The organism is Streptomyces vulcanius (assembly GCF_042653945.1).
Lineage (GTDB): Bacteria > Actinomycetota > Actinomycetes > Streptomycetales > Streptomycetaceae > Streptomyces > Streptomyces mangrovi.
The window spans coordinates 126451-144164 of the sequence record NZ_JBHSFK010000007.1; the positions used below are offsets into that span (position 1 = coordinate 126451).

General features: G+C 71.2%; 18 protein-coding genes. 13 read left to right on the top strand and 5 right to left on the bottom strand.

Going from position 1 to position 17714, the window contains the following annotated elements; translation table 11 throughout:
* Positions 1-6: 6 nt before the first annotated feature.
* A complete protein-coding gene (gene hppD / locus ACFPIH_RS12775) occupies positions 7-1161 on the top strand; it encodes a 4-hydroxyphenylpyruvate dioxygenase (RefSeq protein WP_381170163.1) in 1155 nt (384 codons plus the stop codon).
* A gap of 3 nt (positions 1162-1164) precedes the next feature.
* On the opposite strand, the gene ACFPIH_RS12780 is transcribed toward hppD, so the two are convergent.
* Positions 1165-2574, bottom strand: coding sequence for a tetratricopeptide repeat protein (locus ACFPIH_RS12780; RefSeq protein WP_381170710.1), 1410 nt, complete (start codon positions 2572-2574; stop codon positions 1165-1167).
* 101 nt (positions 2575-2675) lie between these two features.
* Here ACFPIH_RS12780 and ACFPIH_RS12785 point away from each other — a divergent pair, with 101 nt between their 5' ends.
* Positions 2676-4082 (top strand): FAD-binding oxidoreductase, encoded by a 1407-nt coding sequence (locus ACFPIH_RS12785; protein WP_381170165.1) that lies wholly within the window; start codon positions 2676-2678, stop codon positions 4080-4082.
* 11 nt (positions 4083-4093) lie between these two features.
* On the opposite strand, the gene ACFPIH_RS12790 is transcribed toward ACFPIH_RS12785, so the two are convergent.
* Entirely contained in the window at positions 4094-4570 is a 477-nt protein-coding gene (locus tag ACFPIH_RS12790; RefSeq protein WP_381170167.1) for an SsgA family sporulation/cell division regulator, read from the bottom strand.
* Positions 4571-4846: 276 nt separating this feature from the next.
* On the opposite strand from ACFPIH_RS12790, the gene ACFPIH_RS12795 reads away from it, so the two are divergent.
* Positions 4847-6493 (top strand): RDD family protein, encoded by a 1647-nt coding sequence (locus ACFPIH_RS12795; protein ID WP_381170170.1) that lies wholly within the window; start codon positions 4847-4849, stop codon positions 6491-6493.
* Positions 6494-6550: 57 nt separating this feature from the next.
* A complete protein-coding gene (locus tag ACFPIH_RS12800) occupies positions 6551-7228 on the top strand; it encodes an RDD family protein (RefSeq protein WP_381170172.1) in 678 nt (225 codons plus the stop codon).
* 43 nt (positions 7229-7271) lie between these two features.
* Here the strand turns inward: ACFPIH_RS12800 and ACFPIH_RS12805 are convergent, their stop codons facing one another.
* Positions 7272-7562 (bottom strand): hypothetical protein, encoded by a 291-nt coding sequence (locus ACFPIH_RS12805; RefSeq protein WP_381170174.1) that lies wholly within the window; start codon positions 7560-7562, stop codon positions 7272-7274.
* A gap of 375 nt (positions 7563-7937) precedes the next feature.
* Between ACFPIH_RS12805 and ACFPIH_RS12810 the strand changes: the two genes are divergently transcribed.
* Both ACFPIH_RS12810 and ACFPIH_RS12815 read left to right on the top strand, forming a co-directional pair.
* Positions 7938-10283 (top strand): immune inhibitor A domain-containing protein, encoded by a 2346-nt coding sequence (locus ACFPIH_RS12810; protein ID WP_381170176.1) that lies wholly within the window; start codon positions 7938-7940, stop codon positions 10281-10283.
* A gap of 122 nt (positions 10284-10405) precedes the next feature.
* Positions 10406-10738: a hypothetical protein gene (locus ACFPIH_RS12815; protein WP_381170178.1), complete on the top strand. Its 333-nt coding sequence runs from the start codon at positions 10406-10408 to the stop codon at positions 10736-10738.
* Between the two features lie 76 nt (positions 10739-10814).
* On the opposite strand, the gene ACFPIH_RS12820 is transcribed toward ACFPIH_RS12815, so the two are convergent.
* Positions 10815-11402: an isochorismatase family protein gene (locus ACFPIH_RS12820; RefSeq protein WP_381170180.1), complete on the bottom strand. Its 588-nt coding sequence runs from the start codon at positions 11400-11402 to the stop codon at positions 10815-10817.
* 96 nt (positions 11403-11498) lie between these two features.
* A complete protein-coding gene (locus tag ACFPIH_RS12825) occupies positions 11499-12845 on the bottom strand; it encodes a nicotinate phosphoribosyltransferase (RefSeq protein ID WP_381170182.1) in 1347 nt (448 codons plus the stop codon).
* Between the two features lie 57 nt (positions 12846-12902).
* Here ACFPIH_RS12825 and clpS point away from each other — a divergent pair, with 57 nt between their 5' ends.
* From clpS to ACFPIH_RS12860, 7 genes are all read left to right on the top strand, one after another.
* Positions 12903-13220 (top strand): ATP-dependent Clp protease adapter ClpS, encoded by a 318-nt coding sequence (clpS, locus tag ACFPIH_RS12830; protein WP_352343950.1) that lies wholly within the window; start codon positions 12903-12905, stop codon positions 13218-13220.
* A 24-nt stretch (positions 13221-13244) separates the two neighbouring features.
* Positions 13245-13853 carry a DUF2017 domain-containing protein gene (locus ACFPIH_RS12835; protein ID WP_381170184.1) on the top strand — a complete coding sequence of 203 codons (609 nt, stop codon included), beginning with the start codon at positions 13245-13247 and terminating at the stop codon, positions 13851-13853.
* A gap of 322 nt (positions 13854-14175) precedes the next feature.
* Positions 14176-15603 carry an amino acid permease gene (locus ACFPIH_RS12840; protein WP_381170186.1) on the top strand — a complete coding sequence of 476 codons (1428 nt, stop codon included), beginning with the start codon at positions 14176-14178 and terminating at the stop codon, positions 15601-15603.
* Positions 15604-15674: 71 nt separating this feature from the next.
* Positions 15675-16097, top strand: a complete 423-nt coding sequence (locus ACFPIH_RS12845; RefSeq protein WP_381170188.1) for a M67 family metallopeptidase — start codon at positions 15675-15677, stop codon at positions 16095-16097.
* A gap of 52 nt (positions 16098-16149) precedes the next feature.
* Positions 16150-17160, top strand: coding sequence for a LacI family DNA-binding transcriptional regulator (locus ACFPIH_RS12850; RefSeq protein ID WP_381170713.1), 1011 nt, complete (start codon positions 16150-16152; stop codon positions 17158-17160).
* Positions 17161-17248: 88 nt separating this feature from the next.
* Positions 17249-17344, top strand: coding sequence for a putative leader peptide (locus ACFPIH_RS12855; protein WP_311636697.1), 96 nt, complete (start codon positions 17249-17251; stop codon positions 17342-17344).
* Positions 17345-17432: 88 nt separating this feature from the next.
* Positions 17433-17711, top strand: a complete 279-nt coding sequence (locus tag ACFPIH_RS12860; RefSeq protein WP_381170191.1) for a MoaD/ThiS family protein — start codon at positions 17433-17435, stop codon at positions 17709-17711.
* Positions 17712-17714 lie beyond the last annotated feature (3 nt).

The window sequence follows — 17714 nt, forward strand, 5'->3', positions numbered from 1 at the left end:
GCCGCTATGACGCAGACCACAGACCACACCCCCCACACCGCCCGGCAGGACGGCCAGACCGACCCCTTCCCGGTCAGGGGAATGGACGCGGTCGTCTTCGCCGTGGGCAACGCCAAGCAGGCGGCGCACTACTACTCCACGGCGTTCGGCATGCGGCTGGTCGCCTACAGCGGACCCGAGACCGGCAGCCGTGAGACCGCCTCGTACGTGCTCACCAACGGCTCCGCCCGCTTCGTGTTCACCTCCGTCATCAGGCCCGCCTCCACCTGGGGCCACTTCCTCACACAGCACGTGGCCGAGCACGGCGACGGCGTGATCGACCTCGCCATCGAGGTCCCGGACGCGCGCGCCGCGTACGCCTACGCCGTCGAGCACGGCGCCCGCCCGGTCGCGGAGCCCTACGAGCTGAAGGACGAGCACGGCACGGCCGTCCTCGCCGCCATCGCCACCTACGGCGAGACCCGCCACACCCTCGTCGAGCGGACCGGCTACGACGGCCCGTACCTCCCCGGGTTCGTGTCCGCCGAGCCGATCGTCGACCCGCCCGCCCACCGCACCTTCCAGGCCATCGACCACTGCGTCGGCAACGTCGAACTCGGCCGGATGGACGAATGGGTCGGCTTCTACAACAAGGTCATGGGCTTCACGAACATGAAGGAGTTCGTGGGCGACGACATCGCCACCGAGTACAGCGCGCTGATGTCGAAGGTCGTCGCCGACGGCACCCTCAAGGTCAAGTTCCCGATCAACGAGCCCGCCATCGCCAAGAAGAAGTCCCAGATCGACGAGTACCTGGAGTTCTACGGCGGCGCCGGCGTCCAGCACATCGCGCTCAACACGGGCGACATCGTCGAGACGGTACGGACCATGCGCGCGGCCGGGGTGCGGTTCCTCGACACCCCGGACTCCTACTACGACACCCTCGGCGAGTGGGTCGGCGACACCCGGGTGCCCGTGGACACCCTGCGCGAGCTGAAGATCCTCGCCGACCGCGACGAGGACGGCTATCTGCTGCAGATCTTCACCAAGCCGGTCCAGGACCGCCCGACCGTCTTCTTCGAGATCATCGAACGGCACGGCTCGATGGGCTTCGGCAAGGGCAACTTCAAGGCCCTCTTCGAGGCCATCGAGCGCGAGCAGGACCGACGCGGAAACCTGTAGGCACTACTCGGGCAGCTCGTCGTCCGGCACCTCACCCAGCCGCTGCAACGCCGTCCGCGCCGCCGGGGCGTGCAGCGGGGAGAAGTACGGATTCAGCCGGAGCGCCTCCTGAAGATGGCGGCGCCCGGGGCCCGGCCGCTTCAGGCCCAGCTCGATCATCCCCAGGTGGTAGGCGTACGAGGCGCTGAGCACCGTACCGCCGTGCACCCGGTCGGTGGCGATCGAGGCGTACCGCAGCGCCTCCTCGTCGTCGCCGGCCCGGTGCAGGGCCCAGCCCAGCGCGTCCGCGACCGCGATGCCCGGCTGGCGCCGCCACTCGGCCCGCAGCCGCCGCACCGCCGACGCCGGATTCCCGTGGTCGGCCTCGAACCGGCCGAGGACCAGCTCCCCGTCCACCCCGCCCGCCGTGTCCGCCCGTACCCGCTCGCGCAGCAGGCCGTACTGCACCTTCGCGGCCTGCGGCAGCCCCAACGACGCGTACAGCTCGCCCAGTTCGAGCGCGTACTGCGGCAACGGCTGCCGCTCCAGCGCCACCCGGTACGCGCTCAGCGCCTCCGAGGTCCGCCCGAGGGCCGCCAGCGCCCGTCCCTGTCCGGCCTGCGCCGCCCGCTGGTCGGGGTCGAGCCGCACCGCCGCCCGGAAGTGCCGCAGCGCGTCCTCGCGCTCACCACGCTCGAACGCCAGTTCTCCGGCCCGCTCCAGACAGGCAGCCTCCTCGGCGGGGGAGGCGGCCCCGGCCGCCGCGTCCGCCAGCGCGGCCTGCGCGTCCTCCCGCCGGCCCTGGTCCCAGTACCCGCCGGCGGCCCGCGCGAGGACGGCGGGCCCGGACCCCACCCTCGTCATCATCTCCAGCGCCCTGTGCGCCTTCTTCCAGTCGCCGAGCCCGCTGTACGCGTCCACCAGCTGCGCGTACGTCGTCCAGCGCGTCGGCGCCTGCTCGCGCGCGGCCTCGCCCCAGGCCCGGGCCGCCCGGAAGTCCCGGCGCGCGTTGGCCAGCGCGGCCAGCCCGTCCAGGGCCTGGGCGTTGTCCCTCGGGCGCACCTTCAGCGAGGTCCGCAGCGCCCGCTCGGCCCGCGGATAGAGGACGGCCGCCCCGGCGGTACGCCGGCCCTGCTCGGCGTACGCCGCACCCAGCACCGCCCACGACCGCGCGTCCCGCGGCTGTCTGCGCACCAGGCGCTTTCGTTCCTCGACCAGCGCCGCCAGGTCGGGCAGCGAGGCCGGCGCCCCCGCCCCCAGCGCGGCCCGCGCCTGCGCCCCGGGCGCCGGTGCGGGCGCCGCGCGCTCCGTCCGCTCGCCGGGCAGACAGAGCAGCACCGCGACGCCGGCCGGCGCCAGCACCCCCGCGAGCGAGCCGACGAGCAGGCGCCGCCGGTACCAGGGACTCCCGTCCGCCTTCTCCATGTGCTCCATGTGCTCCATGGCGCTCACTGTGCGTCGTCGGGGCAGCCGCGCCCGAGCAGGTGACGGCCACCGTGGACGGGGTTCACACCGATGGCCCCGGGTGCGACCCTGTGATCATGAGCCGAATCGAAGCGCCACGTGATGAAGTCACCGGCAGTCTTCTCGACCGGCTGCTGGCCGGCCTGCCCGCCGACGCCGTCCTGACCGACCCCGACGTCACCACCGCCTACGCCAACGACATGGCGAGCTTCTGCCCGGCCGGCGCCCCGGCCGTCGTGGTGCTGCCGCGCACGGTCGAACACGTCCAGCACGTCCTGCGCACCGCGACCGCGCTGCGTGTCCCCGTCGTCCCGCAGGGCGCCCGCACCGGGCTGTCCGGCGCCGCCAACGCCACCGACGGCTGCGTCGTGCTCTCCCTGACGAAGATGGACCGGATCCTCGAGATCAGCCCGGTCGACCGCATCGCCGTCGTCGAACCGGGCGTCGTCAACGCCACCCTCTCCCGGGCGGTCAACGAACACGGCCTCTACTACCCGCCCGACCCCTCCAGCTGGGAGATGTGCACGATCGGCGGCAACATCGGCACGGCCTCGGGCGGCCTGTGCTGTGTGAAGTACGGGGTGACGGCCGAGTACGTCCTCGGCCTCGACGTCGTCCTCGCCGACGGCCGGCTGATGTCCACCGGGCGGCGTACCGCGAAGGGCGTCGCGGGGTACGACCTGACCCGCCTCTTCGTCGGCTCCGAGGGCTCGCTCGGCGTGGTCGTACGGGCGGTGCTGGCCCTCAGGCCGCAGCCGCCGCAGCAGCTGGTCCTGGCGGCGGAGTTCGCGTCGACGGCCGCCGCCTGCGACGCGGTGTGCCGGATCATGGCCGGCGGCCATGTCCCCTCGCTCCTCGAACTGATGGACCGTACGACGGTCAAGGCGGTCAACGACCTCACCCGCATGGGACTGCCGGAGACGACCGAGGCACTGCTCCTCGCGGCCTTCGACACCCCCGACCCCGGCGCCGACCTCGCCGCGGTCGGCGCGCTGTGCGAGGCGGCCGGCGCCACCCAGGTGGTCCCCGCCGAGGACGCGGCCGAGTCCGAACTGCTGCTCCAGGCCCGGCGGTCGTCGCTGGTCGCGCTGGAGGCCGTCAAGGGCACGACGATGATCGACGACGTGTGCGTGCCCCGCTCCCGCCTCGCCGACCTCGTCGACGGTGTCGAACGCATCGCGGACAAGCACCGGTTGACCATCGGGGTCGTCGCCCATGCGGGCGACGGCAACACGCACCCCACCGTCTGCTTCGACGCGGCCGACCCCGACGAGAGCCTGCGCGCCCGCGAGTCCTTCGACGAGATCATGGCCCTCGGCCTGGAACTCGGCGGCACGATCACCGGCGAGCACGGGGTGGGCGTGCTGAAGAAGGAGTGGCTGGCGCGCGAACTGGGTCCGGTGGGGTTGGAGATGCAGCGGGCCGTGAAGCAGGCGTTCGACCCGCTGGGCATCCTCAACCCCGGAAAGCTGTTCTGACCCGCCTCGGCCTATTCGCCCTCCGCGGACTCGTCCGACGGCCACGGGTCGCGCAGCCACAGGTCGTCCGCCGGGGTCGGGGCGAGCAGCTCGGCCAGGCCCTCGTCCAGGCCGAGCTGCTCGCCCTCGGCCCCCGGGGGCACCACCCGCAGCGTCCGCTCCAGCCAGGCCGAGACCTGGGCCGCCGGTGCCTCCAGCAGGGCGTCCCCGTCCGGCGAACTCAGCGCCATCAGCACCACACTTCTCCCGTCCGCCTTCGTCGGCCACACCCGTACGTCGCCGTGCCCGCACGGCCGGAACACCCCCTCCACCAGCAGCTCACGGGCGAAGGTCCAGTGCACGGGGTGCTCTGAGTTGATGTGGAAGGTGACGTGCACGGCGAAGGGGTCGTCGCTGCGGTAGCCCAGCCGGGCCGGTACGGGGATGCTCCGCTCCGGCGACAGGATGAGCTTCAGCTCCAGTTCGCGTTCCACCACGGTGTGATGCATGGCCGTTCTCCTCTCGGTACGTATGTGTACGGAGGAAGAGAGCGAGGAGGATGCGCAGCATTACGCGGGTTCGGAGAAGTTTTTGAGCGAACTTCTTTCGGCCGTCTTCCACCGAACTTCTTGCAGCGGCCGTGGCGGACGGTTCCGAACGTGTGAAGGGCGTGCACGGGGTTGCCCGGAATGGGGCGGGTCCGGCGCGACTGGCGCTGGGGGTTGCCTCGGTCTGATACATCTGGATGCCCCCACCCACCTCCGAGCAGATACGGGACGACGGACATGAGCGCCCCAACCCCGGCACCCGGCGACGACAGGCCCCGCGAGGGGTACTACCCGGACCCGTCGATCCCCGGCTACGTCCGGTACTGGAACGGCTCCTCCTGGGTCCCGGGCACCAGCCGCCCGGCCCCGTCCGACGGCGCATCGCTCAGCCCTCCGGATTCCTCCGTGGAGGCGACCGGCCCGCACTTCTTCGACGAGGATCCGGTACGGCAGTACGGCAACGGCCCCGACCCCGCCGCCTCCTGGGCCGCCGACCCCGCCCACCAGTCCGGCTTCGGCGGCGACCAGGACCGCCGCGTGTCCTGGGGCGCACCGCCGGAGGACGACGGCACGGCCGACGCGCCCTCCGACGGCACCTTCGTCTTCCGCCGCCCGACAGCGGGGGACGAGGGCGCCTCCGGCGGGCAGGGGTCCGCGGGCACGGGTCCGGGTGGCCGGGGCGAGGCGTGGGGTGATGGTCAGGGGCCGGTGCCGGGGGCGCCCGGTTTCGGCGGGCAGGGAGCCGCGGGCACGGGCCCCGGTGCGCAGGGCGCGCCGGAGGCGAGCGGGCCCGGCGGGCCGGGCGGCGCGGGTGCGGGTGGAAGTGGGGTCGGCTCCGGGGCCGCTCCGGGAGGACCGGTCTTCGGCCCGCCGGCCGGGGGCGGTTCCCCCGCCGGTGGCTCCGGTGGCGGTACGGCGTCGGCGGCGTCCGGTCCCGCCAAGCCCGGGTTCGCCGCAGGCAAGGCCGCCGCCGAGCGTGCCGCCGCCGCACAGGCGGCGCAGGCGCAGGCGCAGCCCCAGGTACCGGCGCAGGCGCAGCCCCAGGTACCGGCGCCCGCCCAGGGCACCCCCGGTCCGCAGGGGGGTGGCTACGGGTTCCCGCCGGCCGCGGGGCAGGCGAGCGCCCTCCCCGGCCCCCCGCAGGCCGCCCCGGGCGTCCCGGGCGTGCCTCAGCAGTTCGGCCCCGCACAGGTACCCCAGGCACCCGCCCAAGCCGCCGCCCAGGCATCCGCTCAGGCCGCCGCCCAGGCCGCCGGAGCCCCGCCGATGGCCCCCGGCCCCGGTGGTGGGCAGTCGTCCTGGGCCCAGCAGGTGCACCGGCTCGCGGGGGCCGACGAGTCCCCCCTGCCCTGGAAGCCGCCCGTCGACGACATCTTCCAGGCGGCGGCGAGACGGCAGGCCGCCGCGCGCCCCGCCGGGCTCGGGAAGCGGCTGGCGGCACGGCTGGTCGACACGGTCGTCCTCGCCGCCGTCACCTCCGCCGCCGCCGTACCGCTCGGCGTGAAGGCCCTCGACCACGTCAACGAGAAGATCGACGAGGCCAAGCTCAGCGGACGGACCGTCACCGTGTGGCTGCTCGACGGCACGACGGGCGTCTACCTGGGCATCGTCCTCGCCGTGCTCCTCGTCTTCGGGATCCTGTACGAGGCCCTGCCGACCGCCAAGTGGGGCCGCACGCTGGGCAAGAAGCTGTTCGGCCTGGAGGTGCGGGACATCGAGGGCGGCGAGCCCCCGTCCTTCGGGGCCGCCCTGCGCCGCTGGCTGGTCTACAGCGTGCCCGGGCTGCTCGCGATCGGCGTCGTGGGCGTCGTATGGGGACTGTTCGACCGGCCGTGGCGCCAGTGCTGGCACGACAAGGTCGCGCACACCTTCGTCGCCGGGTGACACCCGGACGGCCGCTCGCCGGATGCGGAGCCTCCCGCTTCGCGGTCGACTCGGGCCATGACCACCGAACCGCCCCCCGGCTCCGGCGGCCCGCCGGAGGACGACCCGTTCAGAAAAAGACCCCCGCAGGAACCCCGGCAGGAACCCCCGCAGGGGCCGCAGGAACCCCCGCCGTACGCCGGTGGCGGCCCCTACGGCGATGTGCCGCCCGGCGGTGGGCCGTACGGCGGCGGACCGTACGGCGGTGACCCGTACGGCGGATATCCCGGCGACCCGCTCGCCGGTATGCCCCCGCTCGCCGACAGCGGCCGGCGCACGCTCGCCCGGATCATCGACATGGTGCTCGTCTACATCGTCGTGGCGCTGCTGTCGTGGGCCTTCCGCGTAGACCAGTACACCGTGGACGCGGACGACATCGAGTTCGCCAAGACCTTCGGGCGCGAGATCATCACGGTCGTCCTGTACGTGGCGTACGACACGATCCTGACCGCGCGAACCGGCCAGACGCTCGCGAAGAAGTGGTTCCGGATGCGGGTCGCCGACCTGGACAACGGCTCCACGCCCTCGATGCAGACGTCACTGGTCCGCGCCCTCGTGCTGTGGGTGCCGTTCGCCTTCTGCTGCGCCTGTGTGTGGACGGCGATCTGCGGCGGCTGGAGCTACTTCAACAAGCCCTACAAGCAGGGCCTGCACGACAAGGCCGCGAAAACAGTCGTCGTCGCCGTGCAGGGATGAGAGTGGGCCCGCGCGCACTCATGCGGGCCCGCACTCACTCGGCTCAGGGTGCCGCCGTCGGCTCCCGCACCGGTTCGGGCGCGGCGGAGACGGAGGCGGGTACCGGGACGGGCTCGGGCTCGGGCTGCTGCGTGGGCGGCGCCGCCGACGCGGGCGACGGCGACCGGGGCACCGGTACCGTCAGGGCGACGAGCAGACCGAGTGCGAGCGCGGCCATGGCGATGACCGCGATGCCGGCTCCCGAACTCGTCTGTGACAGCAGCAGCATGGCGAGCGTCGAGAAGATGACGGTGCAGGAACCGTACGTGAGCTGTGCGACGGTCGGACGAGGCATGGCAATCGTGTCCTCGGAAGCGGGGGAGATCTCGACTCTATTCGGCTGCATGCCCGACTGGAACGAACGGTAAGCGTGACCTAACCCACGGTGCCGGTGCACAGGGGGCGCACGGAGTCATGGCGTCCACCAAGTGGACGGCCCCGCGCGCCCGTCGGGGCCGGCCGCCGCCACCGTCACGTTACGGTCATGTGTCCGCAATCCGAACACCCGCTCTCTGTAATGCACTTGATCTGTCCAAGTCAAGGTCTGTCTTTTCTCGTAAACCAGTAGTCAAATGGCGTCACTTGACTACACGCGTATAACCGCACGCGGACTTTCCTTGACAGGAACCCCCTACCGCGTCGACGGGCGCGTGCGTGGGAGGACATTCAAGTGACCAGCAGATCCTGGACGTTCAGAACGGCCGCCACGGTCGTCGCGCTCGCTGCCGCCTCGGCGACGTTCACGTCGTTCGCCGTGGCCCAGGCCGCCGAGGGCGGTTCGGCGCCGGCCGCGGCGGCGGAGGGGCACGACCCCCAGCCGGTGAAGGCCAAGGAGCACGACTTCGACGGGCCGCTCAGCAAGACGCAGGAGGCGCAGCGCAAGGAGGCCCTCGAGCAGGTCATATCCGGCGAGGCGACGGCGAAGGACCGCGACGGCTCGAAGGTGGTCAAGCTCGAGAGCGGCAAGGGCAAGAGCAAGTACGTCGAACTGGGCCGCGAGAAGACCGACAAGATCTTCACGATCCTCGTCGAGTTCGGCGACCAGGTCGACCCCCGCTACGGCGGCACGGTCGGCCCGCTGCACAACGAGATAGCCGAGCCGGACCGCGCCACGAACAACTCGACGGACTGGAAGGCCGACTACAACCAGGCCCACTTCCAGGACCTCTACTTCGGCACCGGCAAGAACACCGAGTCGCTGAAGAAGTACTACGAGAAGCAGTCCTCGGGCCGCTACTCGGTCGAGGGCGAGGTCACCGACTGGGTCAAGGTCCCGTACAACGAGGCCCGTTACGGCTCCGACGACGCCCCCACCGGCGCCTGGTACGCGGTCCAGGACGGCGTGAACGCCTGGGTCGCCGAGCGCGAGGCCGCCGGTGACACGGCCGCCGAGATCAAGGCGGAGCTGGCCGAGTTCGACCAGTGGGACCGCTACGACTACGACGGCGACGGCGACTTCAACGAGTCCGACGGCTACATCGACCACTTCCAGATCGTGCACGCCGGCGAGGACGATTCCGCGGGCGGCGGCGCGCAGGGTACGGACGCGATCTGGGCCCACCGCTGGTACGCCTTCGCCACCGACGCCGGCGCCACCGGCCCGGACACCAACAAGCTCGGCGGCACCCAGGTCGGCGACACCGGCATCTGGGTCGGCGACTACACCATCCAGCCGGAGAACGGCGGCCTGGGCGTCTACGCCCACGAGTACGGCCACGACCTCGGCCTGCCCGACGAGTACGACACCAACGGCGGCGAGAACTCCACCGGCTTCTGGACCCTGATGTCCTCCGGTTCCTGGCTCGGCACCGGCAAGGAGGCCATCGGCAACCTGCCCGGCGACATGAACGCCTGGGACAAGCTGCAACTGGGCTGGCTGGACTACGACGTCGCCAAGTCGGGCGTCAAGTCCCGTCACAAGCTGGGCGTCGCGGAGTACAACACCAAGAACCCGCAGGCCCTCGTGGTGGCGCTGCCCGACAAGACGGTCACCACCGACGTCGTCACCCCGGCGCAGGGCGCGACCCAGTGGTGGAGCGGCAGCGGCGACGACCTGCGCAACACCCTGACCCGCACGGTCGACCTGACCGGCAAGACGTCCGCCTCCCTGTCCCTGGACGCCTGGTGGGACATCGAGCAGGACTACGACTACCTGTACGCCGAGGTCTCCGCCGACGGCGGCGCCAGCTACACGCCGGTCGACGGCACCCTCGCCGACGGCACCGCGATCCCGCGTGACGGCAGCGGCAAGCCCGCCCTCACCGGCACGGTCGACGCCTACCAGAAGCTGACCTTCCCGCTGGACGCCTACGCGGGCAAGCAGATCAGCCTGCGCTTCCGCTACGCCACCGACGGCGGCGTGGCCCAGAAGGGCTTCACGGCCGACGAGATCACGGTGACCGCCGACGGCGCGACCCTGTTCTCCGACGACGCGGAGTCCGCGGACGCGGCCTGGACGTCGAACGGCTTCACCCGCATCGGCGCCGGGATCACGGACGACTACGCGCAGTACTACATCGCCGAGAACCGTCAGTACGTGTCGTACGACAAGGTCCTCAAGGTCGGCCCGTACAACTTCGGTTTCGCGTCCCGCCCCGACTGGGTGGAGCACTACGCCTACCAGAACGGTCTGCTGATCTGGAAGTGGGACACCTCCCAGGCGGACGACAACACCAGCGCCCACCCGGGTGAGGGCCTGATCCTCCCGATCGACTCGCACCCGACCCCGCTGAAGTGGTCCGACGGCACCCTGATGCGCAACCGCGTCCAGGCCTACGACTCCACCTTCGGCTTCTCCGCGACGGACGCGATCACGCTGCACAGGGCGGACGTCGCGACCAAGATCAAGTCGCTTCCGGGCGTCCCGGTCTTCGACGACGGCGCGTCGACGTACTACGACGCGTCGAACCCCTACGCCGGCGTCAAGGTCACTGACACCAACACCTCGATCAAGATCGTCAAGGAGGGGAAGGACGGCTCGACGGTCACGGTGAAGGTCGGCCCGTCCGCGAAGTAGTTCATATCTCCGCAGGTCAGAAGCGGTATCGGCGGTGACCCCCTGGCGGGTCGCCGCCGATCGTGTTTAGGTGCGTGCTGTGGCTCTCTTATTGACACCGACACGCACGGGGGTGTGACCGCATGGCCGCAGGAGGCTTCTGCAGGCTGCCGAACGGCAGGGTCGTGGTGGCCCTGAACCTGCCCAGCCCCACCGACCTGGACTCCACCGGGGTACGGGTGCTGGTGCACGCCCACAACCGCGCCAGGGCCCTGACCAGGCTCCGTAACCTGGGCCTGCGAGCGATCTATCTCCGGGGCAACGCGGCCCCGCCGACCCCCGACGAGATCACGGCCGTGCTCCACCACCCGGACGGCCTGATATGGCGCACGACCCCGGACACCGCCGTACCCCCGCCCACGGCCCCGGAACTCTGGAGACCGATCAGATCCCTCCTGAGAGGCGCGGCGGCGTAGCCGCAGCCTCTCAGGGGCGCGGGGAACTGCGCGACCAGCCACGACGGCGCCGCAGCCGAAGAACCAATCCTCACTGTCAGGCGACGACCGGCTTGCCCGACAGGGCCACGCCCGCCGCCCGCAGTTCCTCCAGCGCGCGGTCGGTGGTCTCCTCGGCGACGCCGGCCGTGAGCTCCAGCAGTACCTGGGTGCGGAAACCCTCCCGCGCCGAGTCCAGCGCGGTGGCCCGTACGCAGTGGTCCGTGGCGATGCCGACGACGTCCACCTCGTCGATCTCGCGGGCGCGCAGCCAGTCGCCCAGCTTGACGCCGTTCTCGTCGACGCCCTCGAAGCCGCTGTACGCGGCGGCGTAGGCGCCCTTGTCGAAGACGGCGTCGATGGCGCCGGAGGCCACGGCCGGGGCGAAGTTCGGGTGGAAGCCGACGCCCTCCGTACCGGCGACGCAGTGCGCGGGCCAGGAGTGGACGAAGTCCGGGTTGTCGGCGAAGTGACCGCCGGGCGCGATGTGGTGGTCGCGGGTGGCCACGACATGCCGGTACCCGGCGGGAGCCTGCGCGACCAGCTCGGTGATCGCGGCGGCGACATCGGCACCCCCGGCCACCGCGAGACTGCCTCCCTCGCAGAAATCGTTCTGCACGTCTACGACGATCAAGGCGCGGCGCATGGTCGGTGTCCTTCGACTGTGGGTGAAGTCGACTATGGGTGAAGTAAGCCAGCGTAGAGAAACAGCGGGGCCGACAACAGGCCCCCAGGACCTGTCCTAGCTACCCGCACGCCCCAGCACGTACTCCGTCGGGATCACCGGCTCGCCCCGTGACAGCTGGGTCGCGGACAGGGGCAGACCGGCCCGGGCCGCCGCGTGGCGGTCGCGTACGACGTCCAGCGGCTCGCGGGCGACCACCTCGCCGCCCTTGACCAGCTCCACCAGCAGCTGCCGCTCGGCCAGCTCGGCCGGCACCGCCCCGGTGCCCACCACCTCGGCCTCCGCGACCCCGTACGCGTCCGGACGCCGCGCCGCCCACTTGCGCCCGCCCACCGAGGTCTTCCCGCCGGTCGACTTCTTCGCCACCGGCACCAGCGGCGCCCTGGGGTCGGCGGACTCGGCGCGGGCGACCAGCTTGTACACCATCGAGCAGGTCGGATGCCCGGACCCGGTCACCAGCTGGGTGCCGACGCCGTACGCGTCCACGGGCGCCGCGGCCAGCGAGGCGATGGCGTACTCGTCGAGGTCGGAGGTGACGATGATCCGGGCGCCGGTCGCGCCCAGCTCGTCCAGCTGCTGGCGCACCCGGTGGGCCACCAGGAGCAGGTCCCCGGAGTCGATGCGGACCGCCCCCAGCTCGGGCCCGGCGACCTCGACCGCCATCCGTACCGCCTCGGCGACGTCGTACGTGTCCACGAGCAGCGTGGTGCCCCGGCCCAGCGAGTCCACCTGGGCCCGGAAGGCGTCCCGCTCGGAGTCGTGCAGCAAGGTGAAGGCGTGGGCGCTGGTGCCCACCGTCGGGATGCCGTAGCGGAAGCCCGCGGCCAGGTCGGAGGTGGTGGTGAAGCCTCCGACGTACGCGGCGCGGGAGGCGGCGACCGCGGCCAGCTCATGGGTGCGCCGGGCGCCCATCTCGATCAGCGGGCGGTCCCCGGCGGCCGAGGACATCCGGGACGCGGCGGCGGCGATCGCGGAGTCGTGGTTGAGGATGGAAAGGATCACGGTCTCCAGGAGCACGCACTCGGCGAAGGAGCCCTCGACGCGTATGACGGGCGAGCCGGGGAAGTAGACCTCGCCCTCCGGATAGCCCCAGATGTCACCCGAGAAGCGGTACGAGGCCAGCCAGGACAGGGTCGCCTCGTCGACGATGTCCCGCTCCCGCAGGAAGCCGAGGACCCCCGGGTCGAAGCGGAAGTTCTCGACGGCGTCCAGGACACGCCCGGTTCCCGCGACGACGCCGTAGCGCCGCCCCTCCGGCAGCCGCCGGGTGAAGACCTCGAACACGCTCCGCCGCTCGGCCGTCCCCGCCTTCAGGGCGGCCTGCAGCATCGTCAGCTCGTACTGGTCCGTGAAGAGCGCCGTAGAGGGAACGTCAACCGGCAGCCCAAGGTCCGCTGTGTTCATGACGAGAGATGGTACTCCCTTCTCGTCGGTGTGACGATTTATGGGATGCGTGGCAGCATGGGCCCTGTGACGTCACCCGCACCCCTGGAGATCGAACGCACCGAGTCGGCGGAGGAGGTCTTCGCCGTCCCCGAGCCCGACGTCCCGTGGGTCACGATCGTCCACAACGACCCGGTCAACCTGATGAGCTATGTGACGTACGTCTTCCAGACGTACTTCGGCTACAGCAAGGACAAGGCCACCAAGCTCATGCTCGACGTCCACCACAAGGGCCGGGCCGTCGTCTCCAGCGGGAGCCGCGAGGAGATGGAACGCGACGTGCAGGCCATGCACGGATACGGCCTGTGGGCCACCCTCCAGCAGGACCGGAAGTAGCGACCGGAAGTAGCCTCCCCTCCCATGCCCGGAACTTTCGAACCGCTCCCCGGCGGCGGCGCTGCCGTCGCGCTCGACGACGTCGAGATCTCCATCATCCGCTCGCTGGCCGTCCAGCTCCTGGAGCTGATCGGCCCAGGACCCGCCGAGGACGCCTCCGCCGACCCGCTCGCCGAACTCTTCGCCGAGGGGCCCAGCGAGCCCCCCGCCGACCCGGTGCTGCGCCGGCTCTTCCCGGACGCGTACACCGACCCCGAGGCCTCCCCGGGGCCGCAGCGGGCCGACGAGCAGAAGGCGCACTCCGCCGAGTTCCGCCGCTACACCGAGAACGACCTGCGGTCCGGCAAGCGCGAGAACGCCCTCGCGGTGGTCCGCACCCTGGACGCCCTCGCCTCCCAGGCGGCCGACGACGGCGGCGCGGTGCTCAAGCTGTCGACCGAGGAGTCCCGGCAGTGGCTCGGCGCGCTCAACGACCTGCGCCTCGCGATCGGGGCCCGGCTCGAGATCACCGACGAGGACGACACCGACCTCCTCTACCGGCTGCCGGACGAGGATCCGCGCAAGCCGATGGTGATGGCGTACCTGTGGCTGGGCGGCCTCCAGGAGACGCTCGTGACCACCCTTATGCCCTGATTCGTCCTGCCCTGCCGCTCGCTCAGAAGGCGCTCAAATCCGGATAACGATCACATCACCGTGACGGCCGGAAGTGCCCTCTTCGTGTCCCGTTCGTCCCCTTTTCCTCGTGTCGTGCGCCACACCGAACGCGCCGGACCGACGGTGCGGTCGTGATAGATCTTCACGACCGCCCGGCGAACACCACCCGCATGTTCCGCCGGGTGCGCCACCGAGCCGACCATCGTCGGCCAGGCACCACTCCAGGAATCCGGGGGGATCGACAGCCGGTCCGAGGCCGACGAGAGGTCCGGGGCGGCATGGAGAAAGGCGCACCACACACATGACCTCCGCCCAGGTCGACACAGCGGAACAGACGTCCGAAGAGGGGTACGAGCGCGGGCTCGGCAGCCGCCAGGTCCAGATGATCGCGATCGGCGGCGCCATCGGCGTCGGCCTCTTCCTGGGGGCCGGGGCGAACATCGCCAAGGCCGGACCCAGCCTCATCCTGATGTACGCCCTCGCCGGCGCCATCGTCTTCTTCATCATGCGGGCGCTCGGCGAACTGCTCCTGTACCGCCCGGTCTCGGGCTCCTTCGCCGAGTACTCCCGTGAGTTCCTCGGCCCGTTCTTCGGCTACTTCACCGGCTGGACGTACTGGCTGATGTGGGTCGTGACGGGCATGGCCGAGCTGACGGCCGCCGCGATCTACGTCAACTACTGGTTCCCCGCCATCCCCCAGTGGGTGACCGCACTGGTCTTCCTGGTGATCCTCTTCGGGGTCAACCTGATCTCCGTGAAGGTCTTCGGAGAGCTGGAGTTCTGGTTCTCCATGGTCAAGGTCACCGCCCTCATCGGCATGATCGTGATCGGTCTCGGCGTTCTCACCTTCGGCTTCAGCAGCGCCGGCGACACCGCCGCCGTCGCCAACCTCTGGCAGTTCGACGGCTTCTTCCCCAAGGGCATCGGCTCCTCCCTGATGACCCTCCAGGGCGTGATGTTCGCCTACCTCGCGGTCGAACTGGTCGGCGTCACGGCCGGCGAGTCGGAGAACCCCGAGAAGACCCTCCCCAAGGCCATCAACACCCTCCCGTGGCGCATCGCGCTGTTCTACGTCGGCGCGCTCACCGTCATCCTCTGCGTCGTGAAGTGGACCGAGTTCGCCCCCGGTGTCTCCCCCTTCGTCGAGGCCTTCGCGAAGATCGGCATCCCGGCCGGCGCGGGCATCGTCAACTTCGTCGTCCTCACCGCCGCCCTGTCCTCCTGCAACTCCGGCATGTACTCCACCGGCCGCATGCTGCGGAACCTGGCCGACAGCGGCGAGGCCCCGGCCGCCTTCAGGAAGCTGTCGGCCACCAGGACCCCCGCCTTCGGCATCACGGTCTCGGTCCTGTTCATGGGCATCGGCGTCGTCCTGAACTACGTCGTCCCGGAGAAGGCCTTCGGCTACGTCACCTCCGTCGCCACCGCCGCCGGCATCTGGACCTGGCTGATGATCCTGGTCAGCCACGTCCTCTACCGCCGCGCGGTCGACGCAGGCCGGCTGCCCGCGTCCAGCTTCCCGGCCCCGGGCGGCGCCGCGTTCAGCTGGGTGGCCATCGCCTTCCTGCTCTTCGTCACCTGCCTGATCGCCTACGACGCCGACGCCCGCGTCTGCCTGTACGTGATGGCGGGCTGGGCCGCCGCCCTCGGCGTCGGATGGAGGATCCTCAAGGGCCGCAACCCGCAGGTCACCGACCGCCGCGACCCGGACCTCCAGAAGACCGGCTGACCGAGTCCAGCATGTGGGCCGTCCTGTACCGAGCCTCGGGCGGGACGGCCCCTCTGCTTATCCTGACGACCATGCTGACCATCACCCGGGATCTCTACGACAAGATCGTCGCGCACGCCCGCAAGGACCACCCCGACGAGGCGTGCGGCGTCATCGCGGGCCCCGCGGGCTCGGACCGCCCCGAGCGCTTCATCCCCATGCAGAACGCCGCCATGTCGCAGACGTTCTACGAGTTCGACTCCGGCGACCTCTTCAAGCTCTACCGCGAGATGGACGACCGCGACGAGGAGCCGGTGGTCGTCTACCACTCCCACACCGCGACCGAGGCCCGCCCCTCCCGCACCGACATCACCCTCGCCCAGGAACCCGGCGCCCACTACGTCCTCGTCTCCACCGCCGACACCGACGGAAACGGCCCCTTCCAGTTCCGCTCCTTCCGCATCCGCGAGGGCGAGGTGGAGGAGGAGGACGTGGCGGTCGTCGAGGCATACTGAGAGCCGTACGCCCCGACAACTCCCCGCAACGGAGCTGGTGTTGACGCAACGGATGAACGTACGGCGCCCCACCCTCGAGGACGTGGCCCGGCGCTCGGGTGTCTCCAGGTCGACCGTGTCGCGGGTGGTCAACGGTGAGGCGCGGGTGAGCGCGGAGGCCGTCGAACGCGTCCGCGAGGTCATCGCCGAACTGGGATACGTCCCCAACCAGGCAGCCCGCCAGCTGGTCACCCACCGCACCGGCGCCGTCGCGGTCGTCGCCGCCCCGCCCGAGGGCCGGCTCTTCCTCGACCCGTTCTTCGACCTCCTGCTGCGCGGCGTGCGCCGGGAACTCGCCGAACACGGCACCCAGGCCGTCCTGCTCTTCGTGGAGGAACCGGACGACCACGCGCGCGTGGCCGACTACCTCGGCGGCGGCCACGTCGACGGCGCCGTGCTGTTCTCCCTGCGCCCGGAAGAACCGCTGCACGAGATGACCGACCGCCTCGACCTCCCCGCCGTCTTCGGCGGCCGCCCCCTCCCGCACGCGGGCGCCGCCCGCCACGACCACGCCTACGTCGACGGCGACAACCGCGGCGGCGCCCGCCTCGCCGTCCAGCACCTCGTCTCCCTCGGCCGCCGCCGCATCGCCACCGTCACCGGCCCCTACGACCAGGAGAACTCCGCCGCCGACCGCCTCGCCGGTTACCGCGACGTCCTCCCCGACACCCCGCCCGACCTCGTCGAGCGCGCCGACTACAGCCGCCAGGGCGGCGCCGACGCCATGGCCGCACTCCTTCACCGCCGCCCCGACCTGGACGCCGTCTTCGTCGCCTCCGACTTCATGGCCTCCGGAGCCCTCCAGACCCTGCGCGAACACGGCCGCCGGGTCCCCGAGGACGTGGCCGTGGTCGGCTTCGACGACCTCACGTCCATCGCCGAGACCACCGACCCGCCGCTGACCACCGTCCACCAGGACGTCGAGGAGATGGGCCGTCTGATGGCCCGCCTCCTTTTCGAGCACGGCACCGGACGGACCTCCGTGATCGTCCCCACCCGCCTGGTCCGCCGACGCTCCGCCTGAGCCGCGGAGTCTCACTCCCCGGCCCCAATCCGTCCGGCATGTGGGATCACACTCGGGGAGCGGCACCGGGAATCGATACGATGAGCCCATGGTTCTGAACGACGTGAGCGAGAAGACGCCGGGCGCACTGCTCGTGGCGCGGCTGCACGTCGACCTGTGCAGGCTGAACAGCGCCATCTGTTGACGTCCCCTGCCGCCGTACGGCCGTGAGCCGCGGCGCCGCACTGCCGCGCGCGCCCCTACCCGACACTTCCCGACAGGAGCCCTGAGCCATGGCCATCGAGGTCCGCATCCCGACCATCCTCCGCCAGTACACCGACGGTCAGAAGGCGGTGGAGGGCAGCGGTGACACCCTCGCCGACCTCTTCAACGACCTCGAGACCCGGCATGCGGGCATCCACGCCCGCATCGTGGACGACGGCAAGCTGCGCCGCTTCGTCAACGTCTACCTCAACGACGAGGACGTCCGCTTCGTCGAGGGCATCGACACCAAGCTCACCGACGGCGACACGGTGACGATCCTGCCGGCCGTGGCCGGCGGCATGGCCTGATCC

Excerpts from the sequence above, each read along its gene's own strand:
- clpS (WP_352343950.1), top strand. The coding sequence starts at position 12,903 with ATGGGCCCTGTGACGTCACCCGCACCCCTGGAGATCGAACGCACCGAG.
- ACFPIH_RS12815 (WP_381170178.1), top strand. The coding sequence starts at position 10,406 with ATGGCCGCAGGAGGCTTCTGCAGGCTGCCGAACGGCAGGGTCGTGGTG.
- ACFPIH_RS12780 (WP_381170710.1), bottom strand. The coding sequence starts at position 2,574 with ATGGAGCACATGGAGAAGGCGGACGGGAGTCCCTGGTACCGGCGGCGC.
- ACFPIH_RS12835 (WP_381170184.1), top strand. The coding sequence starts at position 13,245 with ATGCCCGGAACTTTCGAACCGCTCCCCGGCGGCGGCGCTGCCGTCGCG.
- ACFPIH_RS12805 (WP_381170174.1), bottom strand. The coding sequence starts at position 7,562 with ATGCCTCGTCCGACCGTCGCACAGCTCACGTACGGTTCCTGCACCGTC.
- ACFPIH_RS12855 (WP_311636697.1), top strand. The coding sequence starts at position 17,249 with ATGGTTCTGAACGACGTGAGCGAGAAGACGCCGGGCGCACTGCTCGTG.
- hppD (WP_381170163.1), top strand. The coding sequence starts at position 7 with ATGACGCAGACCACAGACCACACCCCCCACACCGCCCGGCAGGACGGC.
- ACFPIH_RS12820 (WP_381170180.1), bottom strand. The coding sequence starts at position 11,402 with ATGCGCCGCGCCTTGATCGTCGTAGACGTGCAGAACGATTTCTGCGAG.
- ACFPIH_RS12795 (WP_381170170.1), top strand. The coding sequence starts at position 4,847 with ATGAGCGCCCCAACCCCGGCACCCGGCGACGACAGGCCCCGCGAGGGG.
- ACFPIH_RS12845 (WP_381170188.1), top strand. The coding sequence starts at position 15,675 with ATGCTGACCATCACCCGGGATCTCTACGACAAGATCGTCGCGCACGCC.
- ACFPIH_RS12860 (WP_381170191.1), top strand. The coding sequence starts at position 17,433 with ATGGCCATCGAGGTCCGCATCCCGACCATCCTCCGCCAGTACACCGAC.
- ACFPIH_RS12850 (WP_381170713.1), top strand. The coding sequence starts at position 16,150 with ATGAACGTACGGCGCCCCACCCTCGAGGACGTGGCCCGGCGCTCGGGT.
- ACFPIH_RS12800 (WP_381170172.1), top strand. The coding sequence starts at position 6,551 with ATGACCACCGAACCGCCCCCCGGCTCCGGCGGCCCGCCGGAGGACGAC.
- ACFPIH_RS12790 (WP_381170167.1), bottom strand. The coding sequence starts at position 4,570 with ATGCATCACACCGTGGTGGAACGCGAACTGGAGCTGAAGCTCATCCTG.
- ACFPIH_RS12840 (WP_381170186.1), top strand. The coding sequence starts at position 14,176 with ATGACCTCCGCCCAGGTCGACACAGCGGAACAGACGTCCGAAGAGGGG.
- ACFPIH_RS12825 (WP_381170182.1), bottom strand. The coding sequence starts at position 12,845 with ATGAACACAGCGGACCTTGGGCTGCCGGTTGACGTTCCCTCTACGGCG.